General features: G+C 63.4%; 18 protein-coding genes and 1 tRNA gene. 7 read left to right on the top strand and 12 right to left on the bottom strand.

The genetic code is table 11. From position 1 onward, the window contains the following. Positions 1–2 precede the first annotated feature (2 nt). The 3 genes from RFM98_RS04515 to thrC form a co-directional block, all read right to left on the bottom strand. Positions 3–599, bottom strand: a complete 597-nt coding sequence (locus RFM98_RS04515) for a GNAT family N-acetyltransferase (protein WP_320307715.1) — start codon at positions 597–599, stop codon at positions 3–5. 118 nt (positions 600–717) lie between these two features. Beyond that, a complete protein-coding gene (locus RFM98_RS04510) occupies positions 718–2,010 on the bottom strand; it encodes a M16 family metallopeptidase (protein ID WP_320307714.1) in 1,293 nt (430 codons plus the stop codon). A 14-nt stretch (positions 2,011–2,024) separates the two neighbouring features. After that, complete coding sequence (thrC, locus tag RFM98_RS04505) at positions 2,025–3,422, bottom strand: threonine synthase (protein ID WP_320308131.1); 1,398 nt, start codon at positions 3,420–3,422, stop codon at positions 2,025–2,027. Between the two features lie 128 nt (positions 3,423–3,550). On the opposite strand from thrC, the gene RFM98_RS04500 reads away from it, so the two are divergent. From RFM98_RS04500 to RFM98_RS31330, 3 genes are all read left to right on the top strand, one after another. Beyond that, complete coding sequence (locus RFM98_RS04500; RefSeq protein WP_320307713.1) at positions 3,551–4,288, top strand: hypothetical protein; 738 nt, start codon at positions 3,551–3,553, stop codon at positions 4,286–4,288. 177 nt (positions 4,289–4,465) lie between these two features. Then, positions 4,466–4,735, top strand: a complete 270-nt coding sequence (locus RFM98_RS04495; protein ID WP_320307712.1) for a BrnT family toxin — start codon at positions 4,466–4,468, stop codon at positions 4,733–4,735. Next, on the top strand, positions 4,707–5,048 hold the full coding sequence (locus tag RFM98_RS31330; protein ID WP_430682250.1) for a BrnA antitoxin family protein: 342 nt from the start codon (positions 4,707–4,709) through the stop codon (positions 5,046–5,048). Before RFM98_RS04495 ends, RFM98_RS31330 begins: the two co-directional genes overlap by 29 nt. 54 nt (positions 5,049–5,102) lie before the next feature. Here RFM98_RS31330 and RFM98_RS04485 read toward each other — a convergent pair whose 3' ends face one another. Continuing rightward, positions 5,103–5,792, bottom strand: coding sequence for an HAD family hydrolase (locus RFM98_RS04485; RefSeq protein WP_320307711.1), 690 nt, complete (start codon positions 5,790–5,792; stop codon positions 5,103–5,105). A gap of 175 nt (positions 5,793–5,967) precedes the next feature. On the opposite strand from RFM98_RS04485, the gene RFM98_RS04480 reads away from it, so the two are divergent. Beyond that, positions 5,968–7,101, top strand: a complete 1,134-nt coding sequence (locus RFM98_RS04480) for a site-specific DNA-methyltransferase (RefSeq protein WP_320307710.1) — start codon at positions 5,968–5,970, stop codon at positions 7,099–7,101. A 125-nt stretch (positions 7,102–7,226) separates the two neighbouring features. Here RFM98_RS04480 and RFM98_RS04475 read toward each other — a convergent pair whose 3' ends face one another. Further along, positions 7,227–7,838, bottom strand: coding sequence for an HAD family hydrolase (locus RFM98_RS04475; RefSeq protein ID WP_320307709.1), 612 nt, complete (start codon positions 7,836–7,838; stop codon positions 7,227–7,229). 11 nt (positions 7,839–7,849) lie between these two features. Next, entirely contained in the window at positions 7,850–8,974 is a 1,125-nt protein-coding gene (gene mutY / locus RFM98_RS04470) for an A/G-specific adenine glycosylase (RefSeq protein WP_320307708.1), read from the bottom strand. 32 nt (positions 8,975–9,006) lie between these two features. On the opposite strand from mutY, the gene RFM98_RS04465 reads away from it, so the two are divergent. From RFM98_RS04465 to smc, 3 genes are all read left to right on the top strand, one after another. Then, entirely contained in the window at positions 9,007–9,516 is a 510-nt protein-coding gene (locus RFM98_RS04465) for a DUF721 domain-containing protein (protein WP_320307707.1), read from the top strand. Between the two features lie 154 nt (positions 9,517–9,670). Continuing rightward, positions 9,671–10,417, top strand: coding sequence for a DsbA family protein (locus RFM98_RS04460; protein ID WP_320307706.1), 747 nt, complete (start codon positions 9,671–9,673; stop codon positions 10,415–10,417). A 63-nt stretch (positions 10,418–10,480) separates the two neighbouring features. Beyond that, positions 10,481–13,939, top strand: coding sequence for a chromosome segregation protein SMC (gene smc / locus RFM98_RS04455; protein ID WP_320307705.1), 3,459 nt, complete (start codon positions 10,481–10,483; stop codon positions 13,937–13,939). Positions 13,940–14,070: 131 nt separating this feature from the next. Here smc and RFM98_RS04450 read toward each other — a convergent pair whose 3' ends face one another. The 6 genes from RFM98_RS04450 to RFM98_RS04425 all read right to left on the bottom strand — a co-directional run bounded on the left by RFM98_RS04450 (position 14,071) and on the right by RFM98_RS04425 (position 20,592). Next, positions 14,071–15,783, bottom strand: coding sequence for an HAD family hydrolase (locus tag RFM98_RS04450; protein ID WP_320307704.1), 1,713 nt, complete (start codon positions 15,781–15,783; stop codon positions 14,071–14,073). 538 nt (positions 15,784–16,321) lie between these two features. Next, positions 16,322–16,396, bottom strand: a tRNA-Gln gene (locus RFM98_RS04445). Between the two features lie 162 nt (positions 16,397–16,558). Then, positions 16,559–17,542, bottom strand: coding sequence for a GDP-mannose 4,6-dehydratase (locus tag RFM98_RS04440; protein WP_320307703.1), 984 nt, complete (start codon positions 17,540–17,542; stop codon positions 16,559–16,561). 47 nt (positions 17,543–17,589) lie between these two features. Next, positions 17,590–18,567: a GDP-mannose 4,6-dehydratase gene (gene gmd, locus RFM98_RS04435; RefSeq protein WP_320307702.1), complete on the bottom strand. Its 978-nt coding sequence runs from the start codon at positions 18,565–18,567 to the stop codon at positions 17,590–17,592. A 176-nt stretch (positions 18,568–18,743) separates the two neighbouring features. Continuing rightward, on the bottom strand, positions 18,744–20,156 hold the full coding sequence (locus tag RFM98_RS04430; RefSeq protein WP_320307701.1) for a phosphomannomutase: 1,413 nt from the start codon (positions 20,154–20,156) through the stop codon (positions 18,744–18,746). Positions 20,157–20,247: 91 nt separating this feature from the next. After that, positions 20,248–20,592, bottom strand: coding sequence for a VOC family protein (locus RFM98_RS04425; protein WP_320307700.1), 345 nt, complete (start codon positions 20,590–20,592; stop codon positions 20,248–20,250). Between the last annotated feature and the right edge of the window lie 92 nt (positions 20,593–20,684).

The following is a 20,684-nucleotide window of genomic DNA, read 5'->3' as shown; positions in this document are numbered from 1 at the left end:
ACTCAGCCCTTCGTTCCTTCGCCCGGCGGATCGTCCGCGATCCGGGCGTAGAGGTAGTGATCCTGCCAGATGCCGTTGATCCTGAGATAGGATCGCAGAAGTCCTTCGCGCCGGAATCCGGCTTTTTCAAGCACGCGGATCGATCGGGCGTTTTCGGGAATACAGGCAGCCTCGATCCGGTGCAACCGCAGCGTATCGAAGGCAAAGCGCGACACCAGCTTGACCGCCTCGGTCATCAGTCCGCGGCCGCTGAAGCGTTCGCCGATCCAGTAGCCGATATGGCCGCTCTGCGCGACGCCGTGGCGGATGTTGCCAAGGGTGATGCCGCCGGCAAGCTTGCCGCTCGATTTTTCGAAGATGAAGAAGGCGATGGCCGTGCCCTGCGCATAATCCTCGCGATAGCGGCTGATGCGCAGCCGCCAGGCGGTACGGTCGAGCTCGTCCGGCTGCCAGCGCGGCTCCCAGGGTTCCAGGAAGGCGCGGCTTTCTCCGCGCACCGCCGACCATTCGCGATAATCGCTGGTCAAAGGCACGCGCAGCGTGACCTTTTCGCCTCCCGGTGCCGGCAGGTCTCGGCGAAAGAAAGGGAGTGCGAACACGGCGTTTGTTCTAGGCGGATATTCGTGGGGTGCCCCACGAATATCTGCCTAGATTCCCTGGTTTCTCGCAGGTTTTGATCGCAAAACCGTGGGACACTTTTGCGGAACCCGCTTATTGTCAGACGGCGAGCCGGCGGGCCGTCGTCTGCGGCCCCGCAAGCGATTCGAGAATCGCCTCGTAGGGTGCAAGCGTGCCCACGGGGCCGACCGCTGTAAGCGTCGGCTTGGTCGAGAACAGCCGCGAGGAGAGGTCGGTCAGCCGCTCGATGGTCAGCGCCGAAAGCCGCTCCATCAATTCCTCCTTGGCGATCGGCCGTCCGAACAAGAGCAGCTGCCGGGCAATCTGCGAGGCGCGGCTGGCCGGGCTTTCGGCCGACATGATGAGCCCGGCGCGATATTGCGCGCGCGCCCGTTCGAGCTCTTCCTGCAGGATGCTTTCGCCGGCCTTCTGCAATTCGTCGATGATCACCGGCACCAGCTTGGCGATGTCGCTCTGCCCGGTCGCGGCATGAACGCCGAAAATACCGGTGTCGGAAAAACCCCAGTGGAAGGCATAGACCGAGTAGCAGAGGCCGCGCTTCTCGCGCACTTCCTGGAACAGCCTCGACGACATGCCGCCGCCCAGGATCATAGACAGCACCTGCGAGGCGTAGAAATCGCGCACATGGTAGGCGCGGCCCTCGAAGCCGAGCACGATCTGCGCATCCATCAGGTCGCGGTCCTCGCGGAAGTCGCCGCCGACATATTGCGCATATTGCGGGATATTGCCGGCTGCCTTGGCGCGGAAGCCGCCGAGCTGCTTCTCGACCTCGCGCACGAAATTGTCGTGCTTGACGTCACCGGCGGCCACGATGACCATCCGCTCGGCGTCGTATTGCCGTTCGATGAAGTCGTGCAGCTGCTTGGAAGTGAAGGATTTGACCGTTTCCGGCGTGCCCAGGATCGAGCGGCCGATGGTCTGATGGCGGAAGGCTGTTTCGGTGAAACGGTCGAAGACGATGTCGTCGGGCGTGTCGTGCGCGGCGCCGATCTCCTGCAGGATCACATGCTGCTCGCGCTCCAGCTCCTCCGGGTCGAATTCGGATTCCTGCAGGATATCGGCCAGGATGTCGACCGCCAGCGGCACGTCGCCGGAAAGCACCCTGGCATAGTAGGAGGTCGTCTCGACGCTGGTGGCGGCGTTGATCTCGCCGCCGACATTCTCGATTTCCGAGGCGATCTCGAAGGCGCTGCGGCGCTTCGTGCCCTTGAACGCCATGTGCTCGAGCAGATGGGCCATGCCATGCTCTTCGTCGCGCTCATTGCGGGCGCCCGACTTCACCCAGGCACCAAGGGCAACCGATTCGATGCTTGGAAGGGTTTCGGTGGCGACTGTCAGGCCGTTCGACAGACGGCTTACCTCAACACCCATATGGTAATTACTCCCTAACGCGCCGCCCGCGAGTGGCGGCTTACGCAATCTTCCACCATTTTCAAGTCGGATGGAAGTGTCGTGTATTTTTCGTCGGCTGTCATCAAGCCGCCGAGCCAAGCGGGAAGCGCAGGCGTGACCCCGCTCGCGGCCTCGACCGCCGCCGGGAATTTCGCCGGATGCGCGGTGCCGAGCACCACCATGGGGACCGGACCGGAGGCATGGGCGGCGGCGACATGAACGGCGGCGGCGGTGTGCGGGTCGAGCAGATAGTTGCTCGCTTCGAGCGTCGCGCGGATGGTGGTGGCGACCTCGTCGACGGTAGCACGGCCGGCGTCGAATTCGGCGCGGATGCGCTTGAGCTCGCCTTCCTCGATGGTGAAGGCGCCGGACTGCTTCAGCCCGTTCATATAGCGCCTGACCGTCTCGGCATCGCGGCCGGCCGCCTCGAACAGCAGGCGCTCGAAATTCGACGACACCTGGATGTCCATCGACGGCGAGGTCGTGGCGAACACGCCCTTGGTGCGGTATTCGCCGCTCGATAATGTGCGCGCCAGGATGTCGTTGTCATTGGTGGCGATGATCAGCCGCTCGATGGGCAGGCCCATGCGCTTGGCGGCGTAACCGGCAAAAATATCGCCGAAATTGCCGGTCGGCACGGTGAAGGATATTGGCCGGTCCGGCGCGCCGAGCGACAGCGCCGACGAGAAATAATAGACGATTTGGGCCATAATGCGGGCCCAGTTGATCGAATTGACGCCCGACAGCGACACCCTGTCGCGAAAGGCGTGGTCGTTGAACATGTCCTTCACAAGGCCCTGGCAGTCGTCGAAATTGCCTTCGACTGACAGCGCATGGACGTTGGCGGCGCTTGACGTCGTCATCTGGCGCTGCTGCACCGGCGAGACCTTGCCGTGCGGGAAAAGGATGAAGATGTCGGTGCGGTCGCGCCCGGCAAAGGCGTCGATTGCGGCGCCACCGGTGTCGCCCGAGGTGGCGCCGACGATGGTGGCGCGTTGGCCGCGTTCGGTGAGCACATGGTCCATCAGGCGGGCGAGCAACTGCATCGCCACGTCCTTGAAGGCCAGTGTCGGGCCGTGGAACAGCTCGAGGATGAAGGTGTTTTTCCCGGTCTGCACCAGCGGGCAGACGGCCTCATGCCGGAATGTGGCGTAGGCCTCGCGCACCAGCCGCTCGAAGACGGGCGCCGCGATCTCGCCGCCCAGGAACGGCGTCAGCACGCGGATGGCAAGGTCCGGATAGGCAAGGCCGCGCATGGCGCGGATGTCGGCGGCGGAAAACTGCGGCCATTCGCGAGGCACGTAAAGCCCGCCGTCGCGCGCCAGGCCGGCCAGCACCGCGTCTGAAAATCCAAGCGCGGGCGCATCGCCGCGGGTACTCACATATTGCATCGTCAAAGGCCCATTGCTGCCGGTCGCGTCATCCACGGCAATTGGTTAATTTTCCCAGCCGGCTCAGTCGCATTTTTGCCGCGCGGTTGCTATAGGTCACCGGCTTTGTGAGAGGGAAGTGCAGTTTCATGGCGTTTTATTCGGTCAACCGTCGTCTTGTCGCGGGTCTGGCGCTCACCGGCTTTATGCTCGCCGCCGCCGGCTGCCAATCGAGCGACAATGGCATCCTGGACTTCGGCTTCGGCAAGAAGGATCCCACCGCGCCGCCGCCGCCGCAGGATCCCAAGATACTCGCCAGCCAGTTGCGAGCCTATTGCCCGAAAGTGACGCTGCGCGAAGGCACCGCCTATTTCAACACCTATGCCAAGGGCGCCACGGCGAAGCCCAGGAAAAAGAAGGGTGATGCCGCGGCGGAGGCCGAGGCAGCCGCCGCGGCCGCCCAGACCGGACCCAACGGCCAGCCCATCGACCCCAATCGCGATCCATCGAAGATCATCTACCAGGCCTCGGTCACCGACGTGACGCGCGATTGCACCCATGCCAATGGTCAAATGTCGATGAAGATCGCCGTCGCCGGCAAGGTCGTGCCGGGGCCGTTGTTCGCGCCCGGCACCGTCACCATGCCGATCCGCATCGCGGTTCAGCGTGGCGGCGAGGTGCTTTATTCTCAATTGCATCCGTACCAGGTGCAGGTGACCGACCCGTCGGCCGCTACCCAGTTCGTCTTCGTCGACAGCAATGTCGTGGTGCCTGAGCCGACCGCGCGCGACTATCAGGCCTATGCCGGCTATGACGAGAACACGCCGGCCGCCTCGGCGGACAAGTCGAAAGGCAAGAGGAAGAAGCGCGCTCCGGCGACGAACTGAGGCGGCAGCTGGCGATCTTTTTGGCGAGGCGCTGATCGAAAGGCGGAACAGGTCCGCCTGATTTCCGGATCGGCGGCGGCTCAGTTATTTATGTATATACAAAAATTTCTTGTGCCGGTCCCTTAATTTATGTATATACAGTAATTCGGGTGGCATGGAGCCCGTCGTGAATTTCGAGTGGGACGAGGGCAAGCGAAACGAAACAAGCTCAAGCATGGCGTATCGTTCGATCTCGCACGGGAATTCGATTTTGACGGTGCAATGGTCTTCGAGGATGCAACCGAGGATTATGGCGAGGAGCGATTTGTCGGCATCGGTTTCATCGGCAACAAGGTCCATGTCATCGTTTACACGATGCGCGACGGCAACGTCCGGGTGATTTCCCTGAGGCGCGCTACCAACGCGGAGATCAGGAACTATGTCACATACATCGAAAGAGGCTACTAAGCGGCGGCACGTCGACGCGGAAGGCCGAAATCCGGATCGTTCCGCCAAAGAAGACCGGACGGCTGTTCTGCTGGATAGGATTAAGGCAGCTTTCAACAGTGGTGAGGAAGACGCTGCTATAACTGCAGCGGCGCGGACCGATCCGGATGCCCAGCCGAATCTGATCAGGCGAGGTCGCCCCCGACTGTCAAACGCCAAACTGGCGGTCCTCCTTCGACTCGACCCTGACGTGGTCGAGCGTTTCAAGGCAGGCGGCACCGGATGGCAAACGCGCATGAACGATGCTCTTCGGAGAGCGGCAGGCCTGGATTGAGAGACAGCGTCCGGTTTGCGTCTGCCTGCGCAGTCATAAAGAACCGGTAGTGTCTCAGGCGTCCTCGGACCACTCCGACAGCGCAGCGATCGTGCTGTTGAGTTCCGCCCAGCGGCGGATGACCGTCTCGGCGCCGGCCTCGGTCAGCGCATCGGCATGGCCTGGATAGCTGTGCCCGGCGCCGGTGAAGCCGATGACGCGCATGCCGGCCGCCCGGGCGCCGGCGATGCCATGCACGGAATCCTCGATGACGAAAGTGTTCTTCGGGTTGGCGCCGAGCTTATCGGCGGCGTAGAGGAACACGTCCGGCGCCGGCTTGGTCTTCTTGCTGGGAATATCGAGGCCCGAAAAGATGCGGCCGGCGAAGAACGGCAGCAGCCGCACCTTCTCCAGCATGAACTCGACCCGCTCGGTGCGCGAGTTGGAGCAGACGGCGCGAGGCGCGGTGACGGCCGCGACCGCCTCGCGCGCGCCGTCGATGATGCGCACGTCTGCGCGCAGCTTGCGGTCGACCAGTTCCTCGGCACGGTCGATCAGCGAGGCCTGGAACGGAATCTGCGACTTTTCCTCGACCCGCAGCATGATGTCCTTGAAGGTCAGGCCGGCATAGGTCTCGGCAAGCTCCTCGGCCGAGATTTCGAATCCGGCCGACGTCAGGAGGTCGGCCTCGACGCGCGCGGCGATGATTTCGGAATCGACGAGCACGCCGTCGCAATCGAAAATGACAAGATCTGGCTGGGGCATGGCAATCCGGAAACGTTGGAAGAAAATGGCCTGGCTGGCCCAAGCGGCGCGGCATACACCAATGGGCCGGCCTTCGCAAACCTCGGGAGCCCGGCTTCGGGCCTTCACCGAATGTTTACGCTGATCGGTAACCATAACAGCCAGTAAACCGTAACGCGTATTTTTGGGTGTTTTGATGTCTGCTGTGCGTCTCCTCGACGAGCTTTCCCATGCTCCCCAGCAGTCCGAATGGCTGGACACCATCCTGAAAGGCGATTGCGTCGCCGCGCTCGACCGGCTGCCGGAAAAGTCGATCGACATCATTTTCGCCGACCCGCCCTACAATTTGCAGCTCGACGGCGACCTGCACCGGCCCGACCAGTCCAAGGTCGACGCCGTCGACGACGACTGGGACCAGTTCGAGAGTTTTGAGGCCTATGACGCTTTCACCCGGGCCTGGCTGCTCGCGGCGCGCCGCGTGCTGAAGCCGAGCGGCACCATCTGGGTCATCGGCTCCTACCACAACATTTTCCGCGTTGGCGCCCGCATGCAGGATCTCGGCTTCTGGATCCTCAACGACATCGTCTGGCGCAAGACCAATCCGATGCCGAATTTCCGCGGCCGCCGCTTCCAGAACGCGCATGAGACGATGATCTGGGCCTCGCGCGACCAGAAGGCCAAGGGTTACACCTTCAACTATGAGGCCCTGAAGGCCTCGAACGACGATTTGCAGATGCGCTCCGACTGGCTGTTCCCGATCTGCACCGGCGGCGAACGCCTGAAGGACGAGAACGGCAACAAGCTGCATCCGACGCAGAAGCCGGAAGCTCTGCTTGCCCGCATCATGATGGCTTCGACCAGGCCGGGCGACGTCGTGCTCGATCCCTTCTTCGGCTCCGGCACCACTGGCGCGGTCGCCAAGCGCCTCGGCCGCCACTTTGTCGGCATCGAGCGCGAGCAGGCCTATATCGACGCCGCCAATGAGCGCATCGCCGCTGTGCGCCCGCTGGAAAACGCCGATCTCACCGTGCTTTCCGGCAAGCGCGCCGAACCGCGTGTCGCCTTCATCAGCCTGATAGACAACGGCCTGGTCGTGCCGGGCGCCACGCTCTACGACGCCAAGAAGCGCTGGGCGGCAAAGGTGCGCGCCGACGGCACGCTGGCGATCGGCGACAGCGCCGGCTCGATCCACAAGATCGGCGCCGAAGTGCAGGGGCTGGATGCATGCAACGGCTGGACCTTCTGGCACTATGAACGCAGCGGCGGATTGACCCCGATCGACGAACTGCGCCGCATCGCCCGCCTCGGCATGGAGCGGGCAGGGGCCTGAACCAGAGCAATTCCAGGAAAAGTGCGCAGCGGTCAGGCTCGGCGGCTTCGCCGTAGCTTCCGTCCGGAATTGCGTTAAATCGCTCTTGAATCAAGACTTCAACGGATCGCTGCAAGCGATTCAGTTCAGGCGGTAATCCCAAACCGCTCAAGGTCCGCTTTAAGCGTCCTTGCGTCGGTGAACAGCACCGCCTGCCAGCCGGCGGCCTTGGCGCCGTCGACATTCTTCTGGCTGTCGTCGATGAACAGCGTGGCTGATGGCTCAAGGCCGAACGCGTTCACGTGATGGTCGTAGATGCCGCGGTCGGGCTTGATCTTCCGGATGTCGGCCGACACGGTCACGCCGCGTGGCCGGTTGAGAAAGTCGAAACGCTGCCGCGCTTCGGCAAGCGTGTCGGCGGCGAAGTTGGTCAGCATGGTCACGTCATGGCCGCTCTCGATCAGGCCAAGCATGATGGCGACGCTGTCCTCATAGGCGTGCGGCACCATCTCGTGCCAGTAGCGACGGAAGTTGCGGATGTTCTCGGCGTGATCGGGATGCTCGGCGATCAGCAATGACTCTGCTTCTTCCCAGCCACGGCCGCGGTCCTGCTCGAGATTCCAGGCGCTGGTGCAGACATTGTCGAAGAACCACTTTCGCTCTTCGGCATCCGGGATCAGGCGGCTGAACGGGATGTCCGGATCGTAATGGACCAGCACCTTGCCGATGTCGAACACGATATGGCGGATTTCGGTCATTGTGGGCCTCTTTACACTGCGTGGCGACGGTTTTTCGTCGCTCCCGGTATCGCCGCCTCGATTACCTTTTTCATGACGGTGGGCAGCGCTTCCCCGGAAATTTCATGGGCCAGCGACCAGAAATGCCCGGCCGGCGCATCGCCTTTGACATGGGAATGAAAGATTTCGAGTTCGAGCGCGAAGTGGGTGAAGACATGCCCGATCTGCCCAGCGCGCCGCCAATCTGCTGGAAAAGGCGCGGCGTCGATCGTCGTGGCTCCGTCAACCCGCGCCGTCCAGCCGGTCGTCGGCACCTCGGTCATGCCTCCGAGCAAGCCCTTCTCCGGCCGCTTGCGCAGCAGGATGGCGCCGTCACAGCGCTCGGCGACGAAGGCAGCACCCTTGCGCAGCGGCTTGTCGTCTTTCGGCAGGCGGACCGGGAAACGTTCCGGATCGCCGGTGAGAATGGCGCTGCAATCCTGGCGGACCGGGCAGAGCATGCAGCGCGGCCGCTTCGGCGTGCAGATCGTCGCGCCGAGGTCCATCATGGCCTGGGCGAAGTCGCCGGGCCGCGTCTGCGGCACCAGCTTCTCCACCAGCGCGCGGATTTCCGGCTTGGCTTCGCTGAGCGGCGTTTCGATCGAATGGAGCCGGGTCATGACCCGCTCGACATTGCCGTCGACGACCGCCGCCGGCCGGTCGAAAGCGATCGCCGCGATCGCCGCCGCGGTATAGGCGCCGATTCCCGGCAATTCGCGCAGGCCGGCCTCGGTGTCGGGAAAGCGGCCGCCCCGTAGCGCCACGAGGTCGGCGCAGGCCTTCAGGTTGCGCGCCCTGGAATAATAGCCGAGCCCGGCCCAGGCCTTCATCACGTCCTCGGCGGGCGCCGCCGCCAGCGCCTCGACCGTCGGCCATTTCTCGACGAAGTGGCGGAAATAGGCTTTTACCGCCTCGACCGTGGTCTGTTGTAGCATCACCTCGGACAGCCAGACGCGATAGGGGTCGGCTCTTGCGCCACGCGCAAACGCGACCGGCGTCACGCGCCAGGGCAGGTCGCGGTGATGCGCGTCGTACCAGGCAAGCAGGCGGGACCCGATGTCCGTATCGCCGGACGCGGGCTTATGTGATGCCTTGCGGGTCTGATCGAGCGGTGCCATTGATCGGATGAGTTGGGGACTGGAGAACGCACATGGCAGGGAAAAGGCCCTTCGGCAATCCCGTTCCGGTGAGCGATCTCGCGACCGCGATCCTCGATCCGGTGCTGAAGAAGCGCGCCGGCATCTCGATCGGGCTGGTGCAGTCTTGGGAAGAGATCGCCGGGCCGCGCCTTGCCAGCCACTCGCGGCCGGAAAAGATCCAGTGGCCGCGCCGCCTGCATGAGGACGACCCGTTCGAGCCGGCGACACTGATCATAGCCTGCGAGGGCATGGCGGCGCTCCATCTGCAGCACGAGGCCGGCGAGGTCATCAACCGCGTCAACGCCTTCCTGGGCTTCAACGCGATCGGCCGCATCAAGATTCTGCAAAAGCCGGTTCTGTCGCAAAAAGCCCGGCCGAAGCCGGCGCCACGACCTTTGAGCGAGGCGGAGAAATCGAAGCTTTCGCGCATCGTCGGCAAGATCGAGGATGACGGCCTGCGTGCTTCGCTGGAGCGGCTCGGCGCCACAATTATGGGTGAAAGGAAGCCCAAAGGGTCGTAAGAAGCGTCATGAATGCGTCACCAATCTCGCGCATTCGTGATGCCGACGATCGAGTTTCGCGATTGGATTGGGGATCGCGATGCCTTAATTCGCGCCAACTCTCGCCTTTTCTAGCCCTTGCATTGCAAAATCCAACCGATATCAGGTGATTCGCATGAACCGTGCCCCGTCTGGCAAAAGCTTGTCCCGCAGAAACCTTCTGACCACGCTGGCCGCTGTTCCTGCAGTGGCGCTGCTTGCCGCATGCAGCGACTCCGGCGAGCAGGCGAAGGCCGCCGATGTGAAGCCCGCCAACCCGTCGACGCCTGCCAAGCCGGCCGCCACGCCGGCGGCGGCCCAGGTGCCGGAGGCGCAAGGCACCGTCGACATGGCGCAACTGCTGAAGCCCGGCGCGCTGCCCGAAAAGCAGCTCGGCAAGGACGATGCCAAGGTCACCATCGTCGAATACGCGTCGATGACCTGCCCGCATTGCGCGCATTTCGCGATGACCGCCTTCCCTGAGTTGAAGACCAAGTACATCGACACCGGCAAGGCCCGTTACATCCTGCGCGAATTCCCGTTCGATCCGAGCGCCGAGGCCGGCTTCATGCTGGCGCGCTGCTCCAAGGACAACTACTTCGCCATGGTCGACGTGCTGTTCAAGCAGCAGCCGAGCTGGGTTGGCGTCAACAACACCAAGGAAGCGCTGCTGCAGATCTCCAAGCTCGCCGGTTTTACACAGGAGTCCTTTGAGTCCTGCTTGACGGACCAGAAACTTCTGGACGATGTGAGAGCAGTCCAGAAACGCGGAGCGGACGAGTTCAAGGTCGACTCGACGCCGACCTTCTTCATCAACGGAAAGACCTACAAAGGGGCGATGTCGATTGAGGAAATGTCGGCCATCATCGACCCTCTGCTCTGACATCCAGGCCGCGCCGAAGCGGTCCGGCTTCGGCGCCTTGGCCTGCAGTGTTGGGCGGCGCGAATGAAATTTTCGCGCCTTCGCCTCCTCGGTTTCAAATCCTTCGTCGAGCCCGGCGAGTTCGTCATCGAACGCGGGCTGACCGGCATTGTCGGGCCGAACGGCTGCGGCAAGTCGAACCTCGTCGAAGCGCTCCGCTGGGTGATGGGCGAAAGCTCCTACAAGAACATGCGCGCGTCCGGCATGGACGACGTGATCTTCTCAGGCTCCGGTGCGCGTCCGGCGCGCAACACCGCCGAGGTCACGCTTTTCCTCGACAACACCGACCGCACCGCGCCCGCCGCCTTCAACGACGCCGATGAATTGCAGGTGTCGCGCCGCATCGAGCGTGAGGCCGGCTCGCTCTACCGCATCAACGGCAAGGAAGCCCGCGCCAAGGACGTGCAGCTTCTGTTCGCCGACCAGTCGACCGGCGCGCGCTCGCCCTCAATGGTCGGGCAGGGCCGCATCGGCGAGTTGATCCAGGCGAAACCCCAGGCTCGCCGCGCGCTGCTCGAAGAAGCCGCCGGCATTTCCGGCCTGCACACGCGCCGCCATGAGGCGGAACTTCGGCTGAAGGCGGCCGAACAGAACCTCGAGCGGCTGGACGACGTCGTCGGCGAGCTGGAGGGCCAGATCGAGAGCCTGAAGCGCCAGGCGCGCCAGGCCTCGCGCTTCAAGAACCTCTCGGCCGATATCCGCAAGGCCGAAGCGACACTGCTGCATCTGCGCTGGACGCTGGCAAAAACCCAGGAAGGCGAGGCGCGTTCCGCGCTTGCCGTCGCCACCACGCTGGTCGGCGACCGCGCTGCCGCCCAGATGGCGGCCGCCAGGGAACAGGGCATCGCCGCGCACCGGCTGCCGGACCTGCGCGACGCGGAGGCCGCCGCTGCCGCCGCCTTCCAGCGCCTGTCGATCGCCAAGACGCAGATCGAGGAAGAGGCCGGCCGCATTCGCGCTCGCCAGGCCGAACTCGAACGCCGCTTGCAGCAACTCGATGGCGACATCGCCCGCGAGGAGCGGATGGTGCGCGACAATGCCGACATCCTCGAGCGCCTGCGCACCGAGGAAGCCGAGCTCAATTCGGAAAACGCCGGTGCCGCCGAGCGCGAGGCGACCACGCGCGCTGCTTTCGAACGGGCCGGCGCAACGCTGTCGCAAAGCGAGGCAAGGCTTGCCGCGCTGACCGCCGAACGCGCCGAGGCGGCTGCCTCGCGCAATCAGATCGAGCGCACTTTGCGCGAGACCGCCGAGCGCCGCGACCGCTTCGCCCGCCAGCTCGCCGAGGTCGACCGCGAGCTCTCCGATATCGTCGCGCGGATTTCCGGCCTGCCCGATCCCGCCGAGAAGCGGCTGCTGGTCGAGGATGCGGCTGCCCGGCTGGAGGAGAGCGAGGCCGGCACTATTGCCGCCGAGCAGGCGGTCGCCGAGGCCCGCGCCGCCGAAAGCGCGGCAAGGCCTCCGCTGCAGGATGCAAGGGCGGAACTCGCGCGCATCGAGACCGAAGCGCGCACGCTGGCGAAGATCCTCAGCGCTGCGAGCGGCGATCTCTTTCCGTCGGTGCTGGAGCAGATCAGCGTCGAGCGCGGCTACGAAACGGCGCTCGGTGCAGCCCTTGGCGAAGATCTCGACGTCCCGCTTGACCGCAGCGCGCCAGTGCATTGGGGCGAGAGCGCGGTCCAGCCCGGCGACGCGGCGCTGCCCGAAGGCGTGAAGAGCCTGGCAAGCGTTGTGCGTGCGCCGACGCAGCTTGCCCGCCGCCTGGCGCAGATCGGTATCGTCGACGCCGCCGACGGGCGCCGCCTGCAGGCGCTTCTGGCTCCCGGCCAGCGGCTGGTCAGCCGCGACGGCGCGCTGTGGCGCTGGGACGGTCTGACGGCAAGCGCCGATGCCCCGACCGCCGCCGCGCAGCGGCTGGCGCAGAAGAACCGTCTGGCCGAGCTCGATGCCGAAGCCGTGCAGGCCACGCGCGTCGTGCGCGAGGCCGAGGAAGCGCTGGCGCGCGCCGAGCAGGCGATGCGCCAGGCAAGCGAGGCCGAGCGCAATGCGCGCCAGGCCGGCCGCGACGCCCAGCATGCGCTGGATGCCGCCCGCAACGCGCTGGCCGAGGCCGAGAAGGCCGGCGGCGAGTTGGTGAGCCGGCGCGCTGCCTTGGATGACGCCCGCGCACGCATCGTCGACAGCCATGAGGAAACACAAGCCGCTTTCCTCGAAGCCGAGGACATGCTGAAGGACGCGCCCGATCTCTGCGATCTCCAATTGCAGCTCGAACAGGCTTCCGCCAATGTCTCGCGCGACCGCGCCACGCTTGCCGATGCGCGCGCCGTGCATGAAGGCTTGAGGCGCGAGGCCGAGGCGCGCATTCGCCGGCTGGACGCCATCGGTGCCGAGCGCAAGAACTGGCTGGAGCGCGCCGAAAACGCCTCGACGCAGATCGCCGCCCTTGGCGAACGCAAGGCCGAGGCCGAAGCCGAGCGCGAGAGGCTTGCCGATGCACCGGACGAGATCGACGCCAAGCGCCGCGCCCTGCTGACGCAGCTTTCCGAGGCCGAGGCGCTGCGCCAGGCGGCCGGCGACCGCCTGCAGGAGGCGGAAAACAAGCAGGCCGAGCTCGACAAGGCAGCCACCGCCGCCATCCAGTCGCTCGCCGAGTCGCGCGAAACCCGCGTCCGCGCCGAGGAGCGGCTCACCGCGGCGGATGAACGCCGCGCCGAGGTCGAGGCCCGCATCCAGGAAGCGCTGAACACGCCGCCGCATCTGGTCATCAAGCATACCGGGCTCGAAGCCGACGATCCGATGCCCGACATGGCCGATATCGAGCGCCAGCTCGACCGGCTGAAGATAGAGCGCGAGCGGCTCGGCGCCGTCAATTTGCGCGCCGAGGAGGAGCAGAAGGAGTTGTCGGAGCGTCTGGAGACCATCGTTTCCGAGCGCGAGGACATCATCGAGGCGATCCGCAAGCTGCGCCAGGCGATCCAGAGCCTCAATCGCGAGGGCCGCGAGCGGCTGCTGTCGGCCTTCGAGGTGGTCAACGGCCATTTCCAGCGGCTGTTCTCGCATCTGTTCGGCGGCGGCACGGCCGAGCTGCAGCTGATCGAGTCGGAAGATCCGCTGGAAGCGGGGCTCGAAATCCTCGCCCGTCCGCCCGGCAAGAAGCCGCAGACCATGACGCTGCTTTCCGGCGGCGAGCAGGCGCTGACCGCGATGTCGCTGATCTTCGCCGTGTTCCTCACCAATCCGGCGCCGATCTGCGTGCTCGACGAGGTCGACGCGCCGCTCGACGACCACAATGTCGAGCGCTTCTGCAATCTGATGGACGAGATGTCGAAGACGACCGAAACGCGCTTCGTCATCATCACCCACAATCCGATCACCATGGCGCGCATGGACCGGCTGTTCGGCGTCACCATGGCCGAGCAGGGCGTCAGCCAACTGGTCTCGGTCGACCTACAGGCCGCCGAGGCGATGCGCGAGGCGAGCTGAGAACTTAAAGCGTGTCGCGCCGAAACGGATTCAGGCGACGCGCTTTAAGTCCTTGTTATTATGCATGTCGCCCAGAACCGCGGATACTTCTGGGCGACATGCATTAGACCGGGTGGGAACCGATCTACGATCTACTTCTCCGGAGCCGTGGCAGGCGCCGTATAGCGGCGGCGCACGGCCTCGATCACCAGCTTGCGGCTCTCGTCGGCCGACAATGTCTTGTCCTTCTCCGCCTCGGCCGTTTCGCGGGCGAGGTCCTTGTCCCTGATCTGATGGCGGAACCATTTGGAATAGTCGCCGGCGCGCAGGTGATGTTCCCAGGTCTTGTCGTCGATGCCTTCCGCCATCTGGGCGAAGATGATGAGATTGTGGGCTCTGAGGTTCATCGCCTTCTTCGGCCCGGTGAAATAGAAGCTGCCTGCCTCGTCGAGCTCGCCTTCGGCATATTTGCGGCTGTGCCGCTTTAGCGACTGGCTGGGCTCGATCGCCTTGACCGTGAACGGTTTTCTGTCGTCGTGCGGCCGCCAGAACAGCACGCGGTCACCCTTCGGCGAGGGAAGGTTCTTTGGCGCCGGCAGTCCGATTTCCTTGCAGAAGGTCCTGATGACGTTTTTCGCCTGTGGGCCGAGCGCGATCACCGCCGTCACCAGGCGCAGCGCATCGGTGGAGATTGCCTCCGGATGGACGGTGATCAGCACCGTGCCGGGCAGCTCGATCGAAAGCACGGATCGCGTATCACCGCGACGTTTGGGCATCAAGTGATGCGCCTCGTCGATGATCAGCCAGTGCGGCCTTGCCGTGCGATAGCGGACATTGCCGAGGCCAGGCAGCAATTCGGCAAAGAAACCGGGACGCTCATCGACCTTCAGCGCCAGCCCGTTGACCACGACATTGGTCTCAGGCTTTTCGATCAGCTCCAGCAACTGCTCTTTGTTCGGCGCGGTCGAGCCATTACCGACCGGCACGGCGCCCTTCAGCCCGTCATAGTCGCCTTCTGGATCGAAAATGCAGAACTGCAAACCTTTCTCGGTGAGCCGCTCGGTGAGCGCCGTGGCTAAGGTCGATTTGCCGATGCCCGAGCTTCCGGCGATCAGGACCGTCTCCGTCGGCGACAGATGGATCTCCTTGCCGCGGGAGGTTCCAAGCAGAACGCCGCGCTGGCGCTTCTTGGCAATCAGGTGATCGCGCTTGTCCAGTTTGCGGATCAGTTCCTCGACGCCCCTGCCGCGCATCTCCCTGGTTACGAGGTCGGCGGTTTCCTTGACGGCGGGGAGCGCGTTGGCGACCGCGACGCCACAGCCCGAGGCCCTGAGGAAGGCGTGGTCGTTCTCGGCATCGCCCACCGCAACGACGTTGTGCGGCGACAGCTTCAGGTCCTCGAGCGCCGCCGCCAGTCCGGTCGCCTTGTTGATGCCGGAAGGCAGGATCATCACGGCGCCCTTGTTGAAGATGATCTCCAGCTCCAGCCCGAGTTTCCTGATGACGTCGAGCACCGTCGCCTGGTGCGGCTCCCAGGTGGCGACGATCGAGCGGCCGACGGTAAGCGGCTTCACGCCGCGCTTCTTCAGCCTGTCGATGAGATCGGTTGAAGGCGAGGGGGCGATCGTACGCTCTTCCTCGCTGGCCGGCGTGTAGATCAGCGCGCCGTTTTCGGCGACCACCTTGTCGAACAGGGAAAGTTCGGGAAACACCTCCTTGAGATCGGGCAGCTCGCGGCCGGTGACCAAGATGAGTTTTCGGCCGGATTTCTTCAGCGTCTCCAGCGCCGAGACCGTGCTTGCGCTGACCAGCCCGTCATGCGCCAGCGTGCCGTCATAGTCGGTGGCCAATGCCATGAAATACATCGGTTGAACCTCTCCGCCGTCGGTCGCTCGGTCCGCCTGGAACGAACAACGCCTGTCGGCGGAAAAGGTTTAAGCCGATGTTTTGCGCGTTCGCGGCATCCCGCCCGACTCGCGGCGCTCAGCCCGCCCCGCTTGCGGTCTGTTTCATCGCCGCCTGCAGGAGGCGGAGTTGACCTCGCCGGCGAAACGCTTCCTCGCAACCGAGGGCAACGCGGGAGGTCCGCTTCCGCTTACGCAGGATGGACGGCGCTTCGTAATCGCTGCGAGCTCTCAGATATTGTCCGCGCGGCGTTGTCGATGCTGAGCCTAAAGCGCGTCGCGCTGAACCGGATTCAGGCGACGCGCTTTAGGTCTTTGTTTTTGATGCATGTCGTTGTCCCAGAACCGCTGCACACTTCTGGGCGACATGCATTAATCCTGTCGACCGCTGCAATCGCCATCGACGGCGCCTGATGTCCGGCGGGGCTCCCGTCACCCGTGCGAGGCTTCAGGAGGGCGTGGGCGGTCACTCGGTCGAGGTTGGCATTTTCTTGGAGATTGGCTGGGGCGCCAGGATTCGAACCTGGGAATGTCGGTACCAAAAACCGATGCCTTACCACTTGGCGACGCCCCAGCAGGCGCCCGCTGCGCGCGGCCTTATAGGACGAGGCGGAGCAAAGCTCAATGGCAGCTATGCACGAAACGCGACGGCAATCTGCCGCTACCGTCTAAGCGCCATGATTGCCCAGCCGGGCGTAGAACTGGGCATAGGGCTCGGCCATTGGAAAGATCGAAATCATTGGCGCGCCTGCTGGACACCGGTACGAGGCGGCACGCTGCCGTCAGCCGCCGCTGCTATCTGCCGCCAGTATTCTAAGATATCGGCCACTGATTGCTCGAAAGGCACGCGGGGCGCCCAGTTGAGCTCCCGGCGAGCCTTTGACGCGTCACCGACAGCGACAGGAATCTGGTTCGCACGAAGTTTTTGCGGCTCTATGCGTACTTCGATGTCGACGCCCGACTGCGAGACAATGGCGTTTAGGATATCTCTAATCGCGCGAGGCTGTCCGGATGCGATGTTGTAGACACAGTCAGGTCCGGCATCATGGTCTTCTGTCGCAGCAATCGCATAGGCGCGTACTACGTCTCGGACATCGAGAAAGTCACGCTCGACTTCAATATTTCCGACATGGATGACCGGGTCGCTCTTGCCGGACAAGATTCCAGCCACCTGATGCGCAAAGTCGGGTACAACGTAAGTGTCTGACTGACCCGGGCCGATGTGGTTGAATGGGCGGAAGCGAATAGCGCGCAGGCCGTCATAGCACATCTGCCCGATCATGAGATCGGCGGCTGCTTTGGTGGCGCCATAGATATTCACCGGTCGAAGCGGCGCCTGTTCGGTTACAGGCATGCTGCTGAGGGATGCTCCATAGGCTTCCGAACTGCCGACATGGACGAACCGGGCCTGGGGAACGTGACGCATCAGGGATTCCGCCAGGTTCATCGTTCCCGTCACGTTGACGTCCCAGGCATGTCGCGGCGCGCTTCTTGCCTCGGAAGGCGCGGCTACCGCCGCCAAATGGATGAGAGCCGTGGGCTGAATTTCGCGGACGGCGCGGTCGACCCCCTCCTGGTCGCGTATGTCGATCGGGTCACGTCGCCCCTCGCCTTGCCCGAGCGGGAAAACCTCGCAGCCTACATACTCACTCTCCAGCAACTGCAAGAGAGCCTTGCCAACAAAACCGCTGGCGCCGGTGACAAGGATGCGATGCGTCATCAACAATTCGACCATGCCGGCAAAAAGAGGTTGCGGTCACTCACTGCTCATTGGCTGCGATGACGCTCAAGATCGGCGTCCACCATCTCACGGATCATCTCTTCGAGCGAAATTGTCGCCTCCCATCCCATTTCCGCCTTTGCCTTGGCTGGGTTTCCGAGCAGGATATCGACTTCCGCTGGCCTGAAGAGACCAGGATCGACCACCAGATAGTCATCCATCTTCAGCCCCACATGCTCAAAGGCGATGCGGCACATGTCGCGCACTGTTGTTGTCCTGCCCGTGGCTATGACAAAGTCGTCCGGTTCATCCTGCTGCAACATCAGCCACATTGCACGGACATAGTCCTTCGAGTGACCCCAGTCGCGTTTCGCGTCGATGTTACCGAGTCGCAATTCGTCGATCATGCCTCTTTTTATGCGCGCCACCGCGTCGGTGACCTTGCGCGTCACGAACTCGATGCCCCGAAGCGGCGATTCGTGATTGAACAATATCCCGCTGGAAGCATGCAGGCCGAAGCTCTCACGGTAGTTGATGGTGATCCAGTGTCCGTAAAGCTTTGCCACTGCGTAAGGAGAACGCGGATGGAAAGGCGTGGCCTCCGATTGGATCGGTTCTCGGACAAGTCCGAACATTTCCGACGACGAAGCCTGGTAGAAGCGGGCCTGGGGCGCTTCAAGCCGAAGCGCCTCAAGAACATTGGTTACACCTATGCCGGTGACATTGCCCGTCAGTATCGGTTGTTGCCACGACGCCTTGACGAAGGACTGAGCTGCGAGATTGTAGACCTCGTCCGGCTTTACCTCGCGCATGGTTCGAGCCAGGCCCGACAAGTCGGTCAGGTTTCCATCCACGATCCGCACGTCTTTTTCGATGCCCAACCATTTCAGGCGCGAGACATTGAGGTCGGATGTGCTCGATCTCCGCGCGAGTCCGTGTACCTCATAGCCTTTTGAGAGCAGGAACTCCGTCAGATAAGCACCGTCCTGTCCGGTAATACCGGTTATCAATGCTGTCCTTGCCATGAATACTCCAGCTCCGGTAATTTGTCCTGTACGCCTATGTTCTCAACGGCTCAATACAGACCTGACGGTCGTACAATCGCCGTTACCTGTATGTGGAAAGCGTGCCGAATGGACTGTTGTGACGCCGCTCGGAGTCGTGATCTTGTTTCGTTGCCGACGACGAAGGGATTATCCCGCTATTGTACGGCCTCTGTGCTGTCCCGCGCCCGTTCGAGGGCTATTGCCACAATTTCAGTCGCCCTGTCGTGGCTGGCGGCCTCGGCATAGCAACGAAATTCAGGAGCGTTGCCGGAAGGCCGCAGGTGGATGATCTCGCCGCTGGCCATTCGCGCCCTGAGACCGTCGGTCTCGTCGACATCCGCGACGGTGCCGAAGGGGGCAAGGAATTGCTGCAGCGCGTCGTGGCCGGTGAGCCTTCGCATCAAGCCGCGCGATTTCTCGATAGGGAAATTCTCGAGCCGCTCGCTGGCGCAGACCGGAAGATTCCAGGTTTCGCGCAGGCTGGACAGCGATTTTCCAGTCGATGCCATCGTGCCCAGCACCGCCAGGATCGGCAAAAATGAATCCCGTGTCGGCAGCGCGGACAAAACCCTGCCGTTCACCGGGCAGTCCGATCCCAGAAGAACCCCGCCATTGGCTTCGAAGCCGACAACGATGCCGCCTGCCTGCCGTGCCGCGTTCATTCCCTCGATGACAAAAGGGGATCCGACCTTCGTTCTCTTGACGTTGAATCCGAAAGCCTCGGAGATGCCTGAGTTGGAGGTGACCGGCGTCACCACGATGTCGGCCCGCAGGAAGAGCGCCGTGGCGAGCCCGATCAGGTCGCCGCGGAACAGTTCGCCTTCTTCGTCAATGATGAGAGGGCGATCGGCGTCGGCATCGGCCGAGAGCACGGCGTCGAATTTGAATTCGCGCACCCAGTCTTTCACCTTCGCCATCGTTGCCTGGCCGACGGCCTCCGTATCGACGGGCACGAAAACCTCTGTTTTCCCGACGGGGATCACTTCCGCGCCGTAGGATCGCAGGATCTCGACCAGCAGCTCCGCCGCAACCGTGCTGTGCTGGTAGACGCCGAGCCTCATTCCGGAAAGAGCGCGAGGGGCAAGAATACCATCGACACGGTCTCGAAAAGCCGCGAGCGCCTGTTCGTGGCCGGTTTGCCAGTCCGCATGGGGTGGCGGCCACGGATATTGGTCCGACAGGTCAGCGACATGGCTGGTGATTGCGGCCTCATCCGCCTTGTCGATTTCGCCCTTCGGCCCGTAGAACTTGATGCCGTTGCGGTCGGCGGGAATATGCGAGCCGGTCACCATAAGCGCCGCGGCGTCGTGCCGGCGGGCATAAAAGGCAAGCGCGGGTGTGGGGATCGGACCGCAATCGACCGGCTGGAACCCGGTTGCGGCCAGCGCGGCCATACAGTCTTCGGCAATCGCTTGACTGCTGTCGCGCAAGTCGCGCCCGACGAAGACCTTGCCTTGCTGAAATCCGGTCGACCGCAAGCGCCGGGCAAAACCCTCGGTATAAAGTCCGCTTGGCCTTCCAACCAATTCGGAAGCCAAACCCCGAACGCCGCTTGACCCGAATTTCATCAGTCTGCTTTTGCTGTTGGAAGATCGCCGCTACTTATTGGAGTGAGCCCGGCTGTCAACAGCAAAAAATACCTCGAAACCTGCGTCTTTTCTAATATCCCCAGACGGCCAGTAGGTTGCCGGCCGGATCGGTGAAATGAAACCGCCTGCCGCCGGGAAAGGCGAAAATCGGCTTGACGATGGTCCCGCCGGCGTTCTCGACCGCGTCCAGCGTTTCCTCGAGATTTTCGGAGTAGAGCACCGGCAGCGGTCTGGCCGGCGCCTCGCCGGCATCGGCCTGGAAGCCGCCGTCGAGGCCCTCGGCAAAGGCCGAATAGGTCGGGCCGTAATCGGTGAACGACCATGAGAAGGCGGCGCTGTAGAAGGATTTGACACCGTCCAGCGTGCCGCCTGTCGCCGGCAGTTCCAGATAGTCGAGTTTTCCGTTGAGTTTCATCGCGCTACTCCAACATGTTCTTGTTATGTTCTATATCGCGGCGCGCCCTCCGGCAAGTCTTTTTGACGCAGCTTTTGCTTGATCGCCCGCAA

Source organism: Mesorhizobium australafricanum (genome assembly GCF_033977265.1).
Classification (GTDB): domain Bacteria; phylum Pseudomonadota; class Alphaproteobacteria; order Rhizobiales; family Rhizobiaceae; genus Mesorhizobium; species Mesorhizobium australafricanum.
This window is presented reverse-complemented; position numbering and strand designations above follow the sequence as displayed.